Origin of the sequence: Cohaesibacter sp. ES.047 (assembly GCF_900215505.1) — a bacterium.
Lineage (GTDB): Bacteria > Pseudomonadota > Alphaproteobacteria > Rhizobiales > Cohaesibacteraceae > Cohaesibacter.
In genome coordinates this window covers 58,478-73,226 of the sequence record NZ_LT907844.1, presented here as the reverse complement: position 1 = coordinate 73,226, position 14,749 = coordinate 58,478, and the positions used below count along the sequence as shown (strand labels likewise).

Annotated in this window: 14 protein-coding genes; 13 read left to right on the top strand and 1 reads right to left on the bottom strand. The window is 56.5% G+C overall.

From position 1 onward, the window contains the following. Positions 1 to 39: 39 nt before the first annotated feature. The gene (locus CPH65_RS00360; RefSeq protein ID WP_096171624.1) at positions 40 to 993 is read right to left on the bottom strand and encodes a LysR family transcriptional regulator; all 954 of its coding nucleotides are present in this window, start codon (positions 991 to 993) and stop codon (positions 40 to 42) included. 153 nt (positions 994 to 1,146) lie between these two features. Between CPH65_RS00360 and CPH65_RS00355 the strand changes: the two genes are divergently transcribed. The 13 genes from CPH65_RS00355 (at position 1,147) to mmsB (ending at position 14,446) form a co-directional block, all read left to right on the top strand. After that, positions 1,147 to 1,932: a transporter substrate-binding domain-containing protein gene (locus CPH65_RS00355; protein WP_096171623.1), complete on the top strand. Its 786-nt coding sequence runs from the start codon at positions 1,147 to 1,149 to the stop codon at positions 1,930 to 1,932. Between the two features lie 72 nt (positions 1,933 to 2,004). Beyond that, on the top strand, positions 2,005 to 2,796 hold the full coding sequence (locus tag CPH65_RS00350) for a creatininase family protein (RefSeq protein ID WP_096171622.1): 792 nt from the start codon (positions 2,005 to 2,007) through the stop codon (positions 2,794 to 2,796). Between the two features lie 12 nt (positions 2,797 to 2,808). Then, entirely contained in the window at positions 2,809 to 3,456 is a 648-nt protein-coding gene (locus tag CPH65_RS00345; RefSeq protein ID WP_096171621.1) for an amino acid ABC transporter permease, read from the top strand. 27 nt (positions 3,457 to 3,483) lie between these two features. Further along, positions 3,484 to 4,140 (top strand): amino acid ABC transporter permease, encoded by a 657-nt coding sequence (locus CPH65_RS00340; RefSeq protein ID WP_096171620.1) that lies wholly within the window; start codon positions 3,484 to 3,486, stop codon positions 4,138 to 4,140. Between the two features lie 21 nt (positions 4,141 to 4,161). After that, positions 4,162 to 4,932, top strand: coding sequence for an amino acid ABC transporter ATP-binding protein (locus CPH65_RS00335; protein WP_096171619.1), 771 nt, complete (start codon positions 4,162 to 4,164; stop codon positions 4,930 to 4,932). After that, positions 4,932 to 6,278, top strand: a complete 1,347-nt coding sequence (locus CPH65_RS00330; protein ID WP_096171618.1) for an aspartate aminotransferase family protein — start codon at positions 4,932 to 4,934, stop codon at positions 6,276 to 6,278. Before CPH65_RS00335 ends, CPH65_RS00330 begins: the two co-directional genes overlap by 1 nt. Further along, positions 6,275 to 6,967, top strand: coding sequence for a CoA transferase subunit A (locus CPH65_RS00325; protein WP_096171617.1), 693 nt, complete (start codon positions 6,275 to 6,277; stop codon positions 6,965 to 6,967). The genes CPH65_RS00330 and CPH65_RS00325 overlap by 4 nt, the downstream gene beginning before the upstream one ends. A 7-nt stretch (positions 6,968 to 6,974) precedes the next feature. Further along, on the top strand, positions 6,975 to 7,607 hold the full coding sequence (locus CPH65_RS00320; protein WP_096171616.1) for a 3-oxoacid CoA-transferase subunit B: 633 nt from the start codon (positions 6,975 to 6,977) through the stop codon (positions 7,605 to 7,607). A gap of 60 nt (positions 7,608 to 7,667) precedes the next feature. Further along, positions 7,668 to 8,960 (top strand): ArgE/DapE family deacylase, encoded by a 1,293-nt coding sequence (locus CPH65_RS00315; RefSeq protein ID WP_096171615.1) that lies wholly within the window; start codon positions 7,668 to 7,670, stop codon positions 8,958 to 8,960. A gap of 26 nt (positions 8,961 to 8,986) precedes the next feature. After that, positions 8,987 to 10,165: an acetyl-CoA C-acyltransferase gene (locus CPH65_RS00310; RefSeq protein ID WP_096171614.1), complete on the top strand. Its 1,179-nt coding sequence runs from the start codon at positions 8,987 to 8,989 to the stop codon at positions 10,163 to 10,165. 407 nt (positions 10,166 to 10,572) lie between these two features. Next, a complete protein-coding gene (gene chvE, locus CPH65_RS00305) occupies positions 10,573 to 11,637 on the top strand; it encodes a multiple monosaccharide ABC transporter substrate-binding protein (RefSeq protein ID WP_371359475.1) in 1,065 nt (354 codons plus the stop codon). Positions 11,638 to 11,721: 84 nt separating this feature from the next. Further along, complete coding sequence (gene mmsA, locus CPH65_RS00300) at positions 11,722 to 13,248, top strand: multiple monosaccharide ABC transporter ATP-binding protein (RefSeq protein WP_096171613.1); 1,527 nt, start codon at positions 11,722 to 11,724, stop codon at positions 13,246 to 13,248. Next, entirely contained in the window at positions 13,241 to 14,446 is a 1,206-nt protein-coding gene (mmsB, locus tag CPH65_RS00295; RefSeq protein WP_096171612.1) for a multiple monosaccharide ABC transporter permease, read from the top strand. Before mmsA ends, mmsB begins: the two co-directional genes overlap by 8 nt. Positions 14,447 to 14,749 lie beyond the last annotated feature (303 nt).

Here is a 14,749-nt window from a genome sequence, read left to right as displayed (position 1 = left end):
GCGCATGACGCTGCGCCGACGCGGGGGGCCGCTCTTCATTCAGCGAAAGGTGCGCTCCTCAAGGGGCAAGCTGAAAATCTTCTCCCTGCACAGGCGCAAAAATTCCGCTTCCGCATCGCTGGAGCGCCGCTTGGGGCTGGTGATTAGATAAACATCGACCACCGGCAAGTCCTCATAGGGCGGCAACTGGTGCAACAGCCCCCGCTCCACGTCGCGCCGTGCCACATGAACAGGCAGGGCGCCGATCCCGATGTTGGCGACGATCATCCTGCGGATCTCGACCAGATTGGATGACACTCCCTGCCAAAGGGTTTCGGCCTGCACATGCGCGCGCAACCCGATCACCGGTTCAAGCGGCCCCCCTTCCACTTCGGTTTGAAACGACACACTGCGTTCACCCGCAAGGTCGGACAGTTTGATGTCCGTTTTGCCAAATAGCCGGTGCCTTGGTCCGCAATAGAGGCCGAAAAACTCGCGAAACAGCACGGGATTATCGAGTGGCCGGGACAGGTCGTTGAGCAGGCAGATGCCGAAGCTGATCCGGTTCTGCAGAACGCTGCTGACAATTTCCTCGCTGTCCGCCACAGCAATGGAAAAGGTCACCTTGCGGTGGCGGTCGGCAAAGTCGGCCAGAACCTCGTCGAAATGTGGGCAGACCACATGGCTCGCGACGACAATGGCGATATGCCCGCTGAGTTCATCTTCATCCCGCTCCAGGAGAGAGGGCAACTGCGAGACGCTGCCAAAAATCGAAGAACACTCGTTGTAGAGAATTTTTCCGGTTTCCGTGACCTTGAATTCGTTCGGTTTGCGCACGATCAGCTTGTGCCCTGTTGCCTCCTCCAGACGTTTCAGGGCGGCACTCACCGTGGGTTGCTTCAAGCCAAGGAAATCTGCGGTTTTGGTAATGCTCTTTTGTTCAACCACAACCATGAATGTACGCAAAAGGTTCCAGTCCAGATTCCACGGAAAGCGTTGTTCATAGGGGCGCATTATAGATTTCACCTATAATAAAAATTGGAATTATTTATTTGATTGATGATAGCGCCCATGCAACCTTCAATGCAAGGTGGCAAAAAATTAGTCACTGCTAAAAATTAGGCAATCAATTCCCGGGAACAGTTTACGCTCAAACAGGAGAAATCCATGATCAACCGTCGCAGCTTGTTGCAGGCCGTCGTCGTCACCGGCGCATTCGCATTGGCCAACCTTGGCATCACCGCTCCGGTCCTTGCAGACGAACTTGACGCCATCAAGGAAAAGGGAGAGATCAGCATCGCCATGAGTGGCGCCTATCCTCCGTTCAACTTCGTCAATGATGAAAACAAGGTCGTCGGCTTCGATCCGTCCATCGGCACCGAAATCGCCAAGCGCATGGGCTTGGAGACCAAGATCGTCACCACCGCATGGGATGGCATCATCGGCGGGCTTCTGGCCCAAAAGTACGACGCCATTGTCGGGTCCATGTCGATCACAGAGGAACGTGCCAAGGTTGTCGACTTCGTTGGCCCTTACTACAACACCCAGCGTGCAATCTTCACCAAGGAAGGCTCCGAGCTGACCAGCATGGACCAGCTCAAGGATGCCACCATCGGCGTGACCCTTGGCGAAACCCATGAAGAATGGGCGCGCGAACAGGGCTATAGTGTCCGCACCTACAAGGGGCTGCCGGAACTGTTGCTCGAGCTTGAAAACGGCCGCGTGGACGCCATTGTCAATGACTCCATTGCAGCCATTCTGGCCATGAAAAAGAACGAGCAGAAATACGCCATAATCGAAGACCCGAACACCGAGAAATTCGGGGCTGGCATCGCCATCCGCAAGGGCAATCCGGAACTGAAAGCGGCCATGCAGAAGGCGCTTGATGAAATGATGGAAGATGGCACCTACCTCAAGATCGCCGAAAAATGGGTTGGTGGCGACATTCGCTAAGCTTACCGCACCATCCCGCTTTTCATCTGGTCCGCCGCACGGCGGCGGGCCATTTGCGCGAAAGTCATCTCCATGCAGACAGATTATGGCAAGCTGAGCTGGCAAGAGGTGCGCGATACCGACAAGGACCGGGTCGTCATCCTCAATGTCTCGGCAACCGAAGACCATGGCCCGCATATGCCGCTGGATACCGATACGGTGCTCGGCATGGCTGTGGCAAACGGTGTGGCAGAGGCCATTCCCGATCAGGTTCTCGTCATGCCGCCGATAGCCTACGGCTTCAATGAGCATCACAAGGACTTTCCCGGCGTCATCTGGATCCAACCAGAGACCCTGATTGCCTTTGTGACCGACGTGACAAAGTCGCTGGCTCATCATGGCTTCCGGCGCATTCTGTTGCTCAATTCGCACGGATCAAACCACCCCATTCTCGATCTGTCAGCGCGAAAGACGGTGATCGAGACGGGCATCATCTGTGTGTCCGCGTCCTACTGGAATTTGTGCTCGGACCGGATCAATGAAATCCGGGCATCTGAGACGGGTGGCATTGCCCATGCCGGCGAATTTGAAGCGGCCATCTACAAATATCTTCACCCTGATCTGGTGCATCTGGACAAGGCTATTTGCCAAAATCTGCATGATCCGGACAGCCGTTTCTTCAACCTCGATCTGGCGCGTGGTGGTGGCAAGGCCATGCTGATGCGCTGGTGGTCTTGTGTTTCCGAAGACGGCACCATGGGCGATCCCGTGGTGGCGACCAAGGAAAATGGCAAGGCCTTTCTCGAGGCTGCCATCAAGGAAACAGCCGATCTTGTCACGGAAATCCGGAAGCTGCCGCTTCTGGACCGTAAAGATCATCACTGAGGAGTTCGACTGATGGATTTGGATCTGATCCTCAAAGTCTATCCCCACTTTCTAGAGGCTGCTCTGGTCACAATCGAATTGTCGGTTCTGACGGCCATTCTGGGATTGGTCTGCGGAACGCTTGGGGCTGCTGCAAGATTGTCTCGCCTTGCGGCTGTTCGCTTCATTGGCACGGCCTATGTCAGCCTTTTTCGCGGTACACCGGCGCTGATTCAGCTCTTTTTGCTCTATTTCGGTGGCCCACAGATCGGCATCCAACTGGATGCCTTCGAAGCTGGCGTGATCGGCCTTGGGGTGAATATCGGGGCCTACATGACCGAGACCATTCGCGGCGCCATTGTCTCTGTGCATGGGGGACAGGCAGAAGCGGCCCGAACGTTGGGGCTGAGCCGTTGGCAGACGACGCGCTATGTGGTGCTGCCGCAGGCTTTCCGCCTGATGGTCAGGCCGCTCGGGGTCAATATCAACGCCCTCATCAAGGGCACGGCCCTCGTCGCTGCGATCTCCGTGATCGAGCTGACCTACACCGCGCAACGCTTCATCGGCTCGACCTACAAGCCGTTCGAGATGTTCATGCTCGCGGGCGCGCTCTACATGATCATCATCTATGCAACCGGGCGCGGCATCAGCTGGCTTGACAGAAAGGTGCAGATCCAATGACCTGTTTCTGCTTGATCGGAGGCCGCTATGGGACTTGATTTTACAGTCGTGCCTGCATTCATGGATGTCATCCTGATGGGCGTCGTCTGGACCATTGCCATCACGGCAACCGCAGCGCTCATCAGCTTTTTCGTTGGTATCTTCTTTGCCGTTATCGCGCTTTATGCGCCGCGTGTGATCAGTTGGCCGATGAAAGCCTTCGAATGGCTCTTCATGGGAACACCGCTTCTCTTGCAGCTGTTTCTCATCTATTTCGGCCTCATCCAGATCGGCATTGATCTGCCCGCCTTCGTGGCTGGGTCCCTCGGACTAGGGCTGCATTTTGCGGTCTATAATTCCGAGCTAATCCAGACCGCAATCATCGCGGTCGACAAAGGGCAAATGGAAGCGGCCCGAACCCTTGGGCTCAGCCGCACCCATGCCCTGCGCTATGTCGTGATCCCGCAAGCGGTGAGAGACGTGATCCCGCCAATCGGCAACAACATGATCGCTCTTCTCAAGGATTCCGCCCTTGTGTCGGTGATCGGGGTGACAGAGTTGACCCTGTCCGCACAACTTGCCATCGGGCGCACATACCGCCCATTCGAATTCTATGCCTTAGCCGCTGTCTGCTACTACGTCGTCAACCTGGGCATGGAAGCGGTGCTGCGCCGTCTCGAGCGCCGCGTTCAAGCCTCACGCTAGCCGTGCCGGAAGGATCTAGTTATGAACAGCAAACGACCCTTTGTCGATATCCGTCACGCCCAGAAATGCTATGGCGATCTGGAAGTGCTCAAGGACATCAGCCTGAAGGTGGATCGCCAGCAGATCGTTGCCATCATTGGCCCATCCGGGTCAGGCAAGTCGACCTTGCTCAGAGCCATCAATGATCTTGATTCCCTCACGTCGGGCGAAATCTGGCTTGATGGGGTGCAGGTCAACAAGCTTCTGCCCCATGCCCAGTATGAAAAACATATCAACCAGATGCGCCAGCATATCGGCATGGTGTTCCAACACTTCAACCTCTTCCCCCATCTCACGGTGCGCGAGAACATCACCCTTGCGCCCAAGCTTTTGAAGGGCATGTCCGACAAGGAAGCGAGCGAGCTGGCCGAACAGCAGCTTGAGCATGTGGGCTTGCTGGACCGGGTGGACTATCACCCCTCTCAGCTTTCTGGCGGTCAGAAGCAACGCGTCGCCATTGCCCGGGCACTGGCCATGAAGCCCAAGCTGATGCTGTTTGACGAGGCAACCTCGGCGCTTGATCCCGAACTGGTGGAAGAGGTCAACCAGGTCATGAAAATGCTCGCCGAAGAGCAGATGACCATGATCATCGTCACCCATGAAATGGGCTTTGCGGAAACGGTTTGCGATCGGGTGTTGTTCATGGATCAGGGCGTTGTTGTTGAGGAAGGCCCACCCGAGGTCATTTTCCGCAACCCGAAAATGGATCGCACCAAGGATTTCCTCCGCAAGCATTTGGAAAGCGCGAATTAATGGAAGAAAAATCTCATCTCTTCTACCAATCCAGACAGCCTAGACCCTTTCTGGATTACGCCGAAGGCATCTATATGTTCGATCAATCGGGTAAGCGCTATATTGATGGCTCGTCCGGCGCCATGGTCTCCAACATCGGCCATTCGAATCCCAATGTGCTGGCGGCCATGAAGGCCCAGATGGACAAGTCGACCTTCGGCTATCGGTTGCATTTCCGCACCGAACCGTCCGAGGCTCTGGCCACCAAGGTGGCCGGTCTGATGCCCGGCGATCTGGACCGCGTCTTCTTTGTCTCTGGCGGGTCTGAGGCCGTGGAAAGCGCCATCAAGCTGGCGCGCCAATATGCCATCACCCAAGGTGAGGCAGGTCGCTGGAAGGTGATTTCGCGCTTTCCCTCCTACCACGGCAGCACCCTTGGTGCGCTTGCCCTCACGGGCTATGACCCGCTCGCCAGACCGTTCGACCCGATGATGCGCGACATGCCAAAGATCGCCGCCCCCGTCTGCTATCTTGATCGCGATAACCTTTCTGACGAGCAACGCGGCCTCAAATATGCCGAACTGCTGCGCGACGAGATCATCGCCCAAGGCCCTGAAACCGTCCTTGCCTTCGTGATGGAACCGATCGGCGGGGCGTCCACCGGAGCGCTCGTCGCACCGGACAGCTATTACGCCCGCATCCGCGAGATTTGCGACGAATTCGGCATCCTGCTGATCTATGATGAAGTCATGACTGGGGTTGGCCGTACCGGTGCTTTCCTCGCTGCTGACCATTGGGGCATCATCCCGGATCTGGTCGCCATGTCCAAGGGCTTTGCCGCAGGCTATGCACCGCTTGGCGCGGTGGTTGCTCGGCAATCCATGGTCGAGGCTCTGCTCGATGCCGGAGGGTTCCTGCATGGCTATACCTATGCAGGCAATCCGCTTGCCTGCGCTGCCGGTGTCGCCGTGCTGGATGAAATGGAACGTCTCGGCCTCATTGATAATTGCGCCACAATGGGCGAGGTGCTGAAAGCCCGCCTTGAGGCCCTCATGGACCGTTATCCCTTCATCGGGGATGTGCGCGGCAAGGGGCTTTTGCTGGCGTTTGAGCTGGTCAGCGACCGGGAAACCATGGAGCCTCTGCCTGCCGAACTCAATGCCTATCTTGATCTCGTTGAAATGGCCTATCAGCGGGGCCTGATCATCTATTCGCGCCGCACCCGCGGCGGCATCAAGGGTGATCATTTCCTTGTCTGCCCGCCGTTGATCGTCACCAAAGAGCAGATCGATGACATCATGACCATCCTCATTGACAGTCTTGATGCCTTTGCAGCCAAACATGCCCTGCCGGTGAATGCCTCATGAGATTGCCTGCCAAATCCACCACCATCGAGGAGGCCATCGCCAATGTGCGTGACGGGGCAACGGTTATGGTTGGCGGCTTCGGTGTGCCGGGGACGCCGTTCAATCTGATTGCGGAGCTGGTCCGTCAAGGCCCCCGACATCTGACGCTGGTCAAGAACGACGCCAACGAAAAGGGCATGGGCATCGATCATCTTCTGGCTGCCGGGCAGGTGGACAAGCTGATCGTTACCCATCTGGGGCTCAATGCCAATGCCATTGCCATGATGAACGAAGGCCGCCTTGAGGTGGAATTCTGCGCGCAAGGGATTCTGGCTGAACGCATCCGCAGCGGCGGATCGGGCCTTGCCGGGTTCCTGACCGACATCGCCATCGGAACTGAGTTGGGCGCGGGCAAGAAGCAGGTCGAAATCGAAGGCGTGCCTTATCTGTTCGAGCCCTCTCTGCGCGCCGATGTCTCTCTCGTCCATGCCGAAAGCGCCGATCTTGTCGGCAATCTCTGCTTTGCCAAGACCGCACGAAATTTCAATCCGCTGATGGCCATGGCCAGCGACTGCGTGATTGCCGAGAGCGTCAATCTATTGCCGGTTGGCGGGTTGGAGCCGGATGTCATTCATGTCCCTAGTCCCTTTGTGGATCATGTGGTGCCCATCGATCAGTTGCACGAGGAATATGCCATTGTCCGACGCTAAAACCAGAATGGTCGCCCGTGCCGCTCGCGAAATCGAGTCTGGCATGCTGGTCAATCTCGGCATCGGCCTCCCCACACGCGTGGTCAATTATCTCAAGCCGGATCTCGAGGTCGGCCTGCACACGGAGAACGGTCTCGTCGGTGTTGGCCCCGAGCTTGGGCTGGATGACGCCGACAAGGATCTCATCGATGCTGGCGGCGCATACATTTCGGCCCTGCCCGGCGGCGCCTTCATCGACAGCGCGATGTCTTTTGCCATTGTCCGCTCGGGACGTCTCGATCTGACCATGCTGGGCGCTTTCGAAATCGCAGCCAATGGCGATCTGGCGAACTGGAAGATTCCCGGCAAATTCTCGCCCGGCGTTGGCGGGGGGATCGAACTGGCGCAGAAGGCCCGGCGCGTGGTGGTCCTGACCACCCACACAGACCGCAAGGGCAATCCCAAGCTGCTAGAAGCCTGCACCCTGCCGTTGACCGCGCGAGCGTGCGTGTCGCGGATCTTCACCGATATGGCGGTGGTGGACGTGACCTGGCAAGGCTTCTGTCTGAGGGAACTGGCGGAAGGGGTGACCCTCTCCGAAGTCGTGGCGGCAACCGGCGCGCCTCTGGCTGTGCCGGATGAAGAGATCCCCACGTTCTGACACCGACATCTCGGCACCAAAGTGATCACGGTGCCGGTTGAACCAGGAAAGACAAGACCCATGGATCGGGAACTGGAAACGGCCCTTTTGTCCGCCGTCGACGAACGCTTTGATGAGCAGCTGGAGTTTCTGAAGGAACTGGTCAGCCATCCCTCAACCCGCGGCAACGAGCAATCGGCGCAGGATTTCATGGCAGGCCAATTGAAAGAGCGCCATTTGGCGGTCGATCGTTGGCAGATTGATGTCGAAGATATTCGCCATCTGCCCGGCTTCTCCTCCGTGATCGGCCCCTATGACGATGCGGTCAATGTGGTCGGCTCCTACAGGAGCGGCAAGCGGTCCGGGCGCTCCCTCATTCTCAATGGCCATATCGATGTTGTGCCCGAAGGCCCGCTTGATATGTGGGACCAGCCACCCTTCGCCCCCCACATTGATGGCGATGCGCTCTACGGACGCGGTGCCGGTGACATGAAGGCCGGTCTTGCCAGCAACCTCTTCGCTCTTGATGCTCTGCGTGCCTGCGGTCTTGCGCCAGCCGCTGATGTCTTTTTCCAGTCCGTCGTCGAGGAAGAATGCACAGGCAACGGTGCGCTCGCCTGCCTTCAGCGCGGCTACAAGGCTGACGCGGCTCTCATTCCCGAACCTTTCAGCGAAACCCTTGTCACCGCTCAGGTCGGCGTGATCTGGTTTCAGGTCCACTTGAAAGGCCTGCCGACCCATGTGGCTTATGCGGGTGACGGGGCCAATGCCATCGAGGCCGCCATTCCGCTCATCAACGCCCTGCACAAGCTTGAGGACAAATGGAACGGCCCCGAGTTGCGGCATCCCGACTTTGCCCATGTCCACCACCCGCTCAATCTCAATGTTGGCAAGATCACCGGCGGCGACTGGACCAGCTCCGTGCCCGCTTGGTGTGTCTTTGATGTTCGTATGGGCGTCTTTCCCGGCCAGAACATCGACGCGATGCGCGAGGAGATCGAAGCGGTGCTACTCGAGGCCGCGAGCAGCAATGCCTTCCTCAAGCAAAACAAGCCATCAGTCGTCTATCACGGGTTCCTCGCCGAAGGTTATGCTCTTTCTCAGGACAAGAGTGAAGGTGCCCGGAGCAGCATCTCAGCCCTTGAGGATGCCCACCAAACGGTAACCGGCGAAGCGCTGGACAAGGTGGCGATCACTGCCACCACGGATGCCCGCTTCTTTGGTCTTTATGCCGACACGCCCGCTCTCGTCTATGGCCCCAAGGCCGAGGCGATCCACGGCTTTAACGAGCATGTTTCGATTGACAGCATCAACCGGATCACCAAAGCCACGGCGCTGTTTATCGCCCGCTGGTGCGGCACCGAAAAGCTGTAGCCTCAAATCGTCTGATGGAGAATAATATGCGCCAAGCCGTCATTGTCTCGACCGCCCGAACGCCAATCGGCAAGGCCTATCGGGGCGCCTTCAACAATCTTGAGGGACCAAGTCTAGCAGCCCATGCGGTCAAGGCCGCTGTTGAACGAACAGGTCTCGAAGGAGACGCCATTGAGGATCTGGTCTTTGGCTCGGCCCTCACGCAAGGCAGCACCGGCATCAACGTCGCGCGCCACATCGTCATGGCGTCAGGCTTGCCAAACAGCGTTGCCGGGGCGACCATCGACCGTCAGTGTGCTTCTGGCCTCAATGCCATCGCAATCGCAGCCAACATGATTGTCTCCGACGGGGTCGATGTGGCCGTCGCGGGCGGGCTTGATTCCATCTCGCTGGTTCAGAACAACCAGTGGAATGACTACCGCTATCGCGATCCGAACGTGCCGGATAATTACTATCTTCCGATGATCGAGACGGCCGAAATCGTCGCCGAGCGTTATGGCGTCACGAGAGAGGCGCAGGATGCTTATGCCCTTCAGAGCCAACAGCGCACGGCTGCGGCCCAAGACGCGGGCAGGTTTGACGATGAGATCGTCCCTCTGACCGCGACCAAACGTATCACCGACAAGGCGACCGGAGAGGTCAGCGAAGAGACGGTTACGTTGGAAAGGGATGAATGCAACCGCCCCACGACGACCCTTGAGGGTCTATCCGCTCTCAAACCGGTTCTGGGCGAGGACAAATGCATCACTGCAGGCAACGCCAGCCAACTCTCCGACGGCGCCTCCGCCTGTGTGCTCATGGAAGCGGGCGAAGCGGTTCGGCGCGGTCTTCATCCGCTGGGCATCTTTCGCGGCTTTGCTGTCGCAGGCTGTGCGCCTGAGGAAATGGGCATCGGCCCGGTCAATGCCATCCCAAAACTGTTGGCGCGGAACGGGCTGACCATTGCTGATATCGACCTTTGGGAAATCAACGAGGCCTTCGCCTCCCAGCTTCTTTTCTGCCGTGACAGGCTGGAAATTGACAATGACAAGTTGAATGTGAATGGCGGGGCCATCTCCATCGGGCATCCTTATGGCATGTCTGGCGCGCGAATGGCCGGGCATATTCTGCTTGAGGGAAAACGGCGCGGTGCCAAACTCGGAGTGGTTAGCATGTGCATCGGTGGCGGGCAGGGCGCTGCCGGTCTGTTCGAGTTTTATGGCTGAAACTGTCACTCTCTAGTGAAATCCGTTAATGCTCAACGTCCGTCCGGGCCGATCTGGCCTAACGACGCGGGCGGCTTGTGCGCCTGAATGCTTGTTGATAATTATTTCAGATAATAAAATAATCAAAAATCAGTCGGTAACTTTGCAAGAAATGCACAGAAACTCCGGCAAGCATTAGCGTAAATACTTATAGTTACGACAAAAATCACTTTTTTCATTGATTAAATTTAATCGCCGAATTAAATTGCACAAGCAAAGGTACTGGGAGGAACCGAGCGCTGGATGACAATCCATCCGCATCATAAGCATTTTTGAATTCGGTGCCTTTCCATTCCATTGAGAGCATTACGCATACTTTTTCGTCGAACCGGCAAGGGAGGTTATCTATGCTGGGAATTCGCGCGCTGCTGAAGGCGGCAACCGTAGGTGCTATGGCTTTGGCTGTAGGGCTTTCTTTCTCCACCGCAAATACAATGGCTGCTGACAAGGGGACTGTCGGCATCGCAATGCCAACCAAGTCGCTCGCCCGCTGGGTTGATGACGGCGCAAACATGGTCAAGCAGTTCGAAGCCGCAGGCTATGACACCGACCTGCAATATGCTGGTGACGACATTGCAACACAGTTGCGTCAGATCGAGACCATGATCCTCAAGGGCGCCGACGTTCTGGTCATCGCATCGATCGACGGCACCGCGCTTTCAAGCGCTCTGGAACTGGCTGCCGACAACGACATCAAAGTCATTGCCTATGACCGCCTGATCCGTGATTCCGGTAACGTTGACTATTATGCAACCTTCGACAACTTCCAGGTTGGCGTACTGCAGGCAAAATCTCTGCTCAAAGGCCTTGATTTCGAAAATGCAGAAGGCCCGCTCAACATAGAAGTCTTTGGCGGATCGCCAGACGATAACAACGCCTACTTCTTCTACAATGGCGCCATGTCCGTTCTGCAGCCGCTGATCGACGAAGGCAAACTCGTTGTTCAGTCCGGACAGATGGGTATGGATAAAGTCGGTATCATGTATTGGGATGGTGCATCCGCACAGGCTCGTATGGATAACCTTCTGTCTGCGTTCTATACCGACAAGCCGATCCATGGCGTTCTCACACCAAACGATAGCCTTGCCATCGGCGTTATTTCGTCGCTCAAAGGCGTTGGTTATGGTTCTGGCGACATGAAAATGCCGATCATCACCGGTCAGGATGCCGAAATCGCCAACGTCAAGGCAATGCTCAAAGGCGAACAGTACTCCACCATCTTCAAGGACACCCGTGAGCTTGCTCGTGTGACTGTTGGCATGGTTGACGCCCTGCTTGGTGGTTCTGAGCCGGAAATCAACGACACCAAAACCTACGACAACGGTGTCAAAGTGGTTCCGTCCTACCTGCTGAAGCCCTTCACCGTGACTATTGACAACTGGGAAGAAATTCTCATCGACAGTGGTTACTACACGATGGATCAGGTCAAGTAAGATCCTCCCGAAAGAGGGCGGCGGCTTTGTTGTCGCCCTCTGCTCCTTTCAGCTCGACAAACAGATTGGTTCCTTGAGGCTGATATGAACACCATCCTAGAAATGCGAGGAATCACGAAGACCTTTCCAGGAGTAAAGGCCTTGAGTGATGTGAACCTGACCGTCTCCGAAGGGGAAATTCATGCCCTTGTTGGTGAGAACGGGGCAGGCAAGTCCACCCTGATGAAGGTCCTCAGCGGGGTTTACCCGCACGGCTCCTATGAAGGAGACATCATCTACAAAGGTGATACCCAGTCTTTTGGCGGCATTTCCGACAGTGAAGACAAGGGCATCATCATCATCCACCAGGAGCTTGCGCTGGTCCCACTTTTGTCGATCGCCGAGAATATCTTTCTGGGCAACGAGCGGGCCAAGAGCGGGGTCATCAACTGGTCACAGGCCCATTCAGAGGCAGAACAGCTGCTCAAGGTGGTCGGTCTGACCGAGACGACTGGCACACTGGTGACCAACCTGGGTGTCGGCCAGCAACAGCTTGTCGAGATTGCCAAGGCGCTTTCCAAGGAAGTTCAGCTTCTGATCCTGGATGAGCCGACGTCTTCGCTCAACGAACAAGACAGTGAGGCGCTGCTTGAGCTTTTGCTTGAGTTCAAGCGCAACGGCATCTCGTCCATCCTGATCTCCCACAAGCTCAATGAGGTGGTGAAGGTCGCGGACAAGATCACGGTTCTGCGCGATGGCGAGACGGTCAGTACGCTTGATTGCGACAAGTCCGAGGAGATGGAAAACAGGATCATCAAGGACATGGTTGGCCGTGAGCTGACCAATCGCTTCCCGCCGCGCGAGCCGAAGATCGGCGAGACGTTGATGGAAGTGAAGAACTGGAATGCCTTCCATCCTGTGCATTCGGATCGTCAGATCATCAAGGATGTGAACCTTGAGGTGCGGGCCGGCGAGATTGTCGGGATCGCGGGTCTGATGGGTGCGGGGCGGACGGAACTTGCGATGAGCATCTTCGGTCGGTCTTACGGCAAGCGCATCACGGGGGATGTCCTGCTCAAAGGGCAACCGATTGATGTCTCGACGATCAACCGTGCGGTTGATCGGGGTCTTGCCTATGTCACCGAGGACCGGAAGGAATTCGGTCTTGTTCTTGACAATACGATCAAGGTCAACACGACGCTGTCCAATCTTGATGGTGTGTCGAAGGGCTTGGTTCTGGACGACAACGAGGAGACCCGTGTCGCGCTTGAATACAAGGACAAGCTGAACACGCGCTGTTCTGGGATCCTTCAGAAAGTGGTCAACCTGTCTGGTGGCAACCAGCAGAAGGTTGTTCTTTCCAAGTGGCTGTTTGCCAACCCCGAGGTTCTGATCCTTGACGAGCCAACCCGCGGCATTGACGTCAATGCCAAATTCGAAATCTACACGATCATCAACCAGCTGGCAGAAGAAGGCAAAGGCGTCATCTTCATCTCTTCCGAGATGCCTGAACTGCTGGGTATGACGGATCGCATCTATGTCATGAACGAGGGCCGTGTTGTTGGCGAACTGCCAACCGCTGAGGCGTCTCAGGAAAAGATCATGCGGATGATCATCAAGAACAATGGGTGATGTGACTATGGAAAAGACGGAAAAATCCGCTCAAGGTGGCAGCATCGGCAGCTACTTCAAGGCCAACCTGCGTGAATACGGCCTGCTACTGGCCCTGATCTTCGTCATGGTCTCGTTCCAGATCATGACCGGCGGCATTCTGATGAAGCCGCTCAATCTGACCAACCTTGTGCTTCAGAACTCCTATGTGGTGATCATGGCCATCGGCATGTTGCTGGTGATCGTGGCCGGACATATCGACCTGTCGGTCGGCTCTGTGGTTGGCTTCATCGGGGCGCTTGCGGCCGTGATGATCGTGAACTACGACATTCACTATGTCCCGACTGTCATTGTCTGCCTGATGGTGGGGACTGTGATCGGGGCCATGCAGGGCTTCTGGGTTGCCTACTACAAGATCCCGGCCTTCATCGTGACCCTTGCGGGGATGCTGGTGTTCCGCGGTCTGACGCTTGCGCTGCTTCAGGGCCAGTCGATCGGTCCGTTCCCCAGTGCCTTCCAGAAAATGAGCTCGGGCTTCATTCCCGATCTGATCGGCTCGGGCCGGCCGCATATCCTGACCATCGCGCTCGGGGCTGCGATCAGCATCTATCTGCTCTACTCCAGCTTCAAGCGTCGTCAGGAACAGGCCAGGGTGGCCTCGGTTGACGAGCCATTCGCCTTCTTCCTTGGCAAGCTGGTTCTGATCGTCTTTGCGATCAACTATCTGACCTATATCATGGCTGGCTACAAGGGCTATCCGAACGTGCTGATCGTGATGGCGGTTCTGATGAGTGTCTACAGCTTCATCACCACCCGCACGACCATCGGTCGCCGCATCTATGCTCTTGGTGGCAACGAGAAGGCGGCCAAGCTGTCCGGTGTCAACACCGCACGGCTGACCTTCCTGACCTTTGCCAACATGGGCCTTCTGGCGGCCTTTGCCGGTCTGGTGTTTGCTGCGCGCCTCAACACGGCAACGCCGAAAGCGGGCTTTACCTTCGAGCTTGACGTCATCGCGGCGGTGTTCATCGGTGGGGCGTCCATGTCGGGCGGTGTCGGCACGGTCATCGGGGCCATCGTCGGTGCCTTCCTGATGGGTGTGATGAACAACGGCATGTCGATCCTGTCCATCGGCATCGACTATCAGCAGGTCATCAAGGGCCTCGTTCTCCTGGCTGCCGTCATCTTCGACGTATACAACAAAAACAAAGCGCAATAATCTGCGCGGTATCGACCTCTTGACCCATAGGTCTTCAAGGGGACGGATGAGACAGGAGGAGCCGGAGACAAGTCCGGCTCCTCCTTTTTTGTTTTTGGACGAGGGTGTCTTTGTCTGATGAGCGTCGTATCTGGCTCACCCGAAACATCAAGATGACACTCGTTTTGTGTCCTTTCTCGCGGTTTTCGAGGCGGGCAAGTCGAAAAGTCTGCCATTTCGGTCCAAAAAGTAACCCGCTTCTCGCTCAATAAAACAGCACATGACGAAGGAAAATTGTGCAGTGCGCCTAATTTGCAGCTAGTT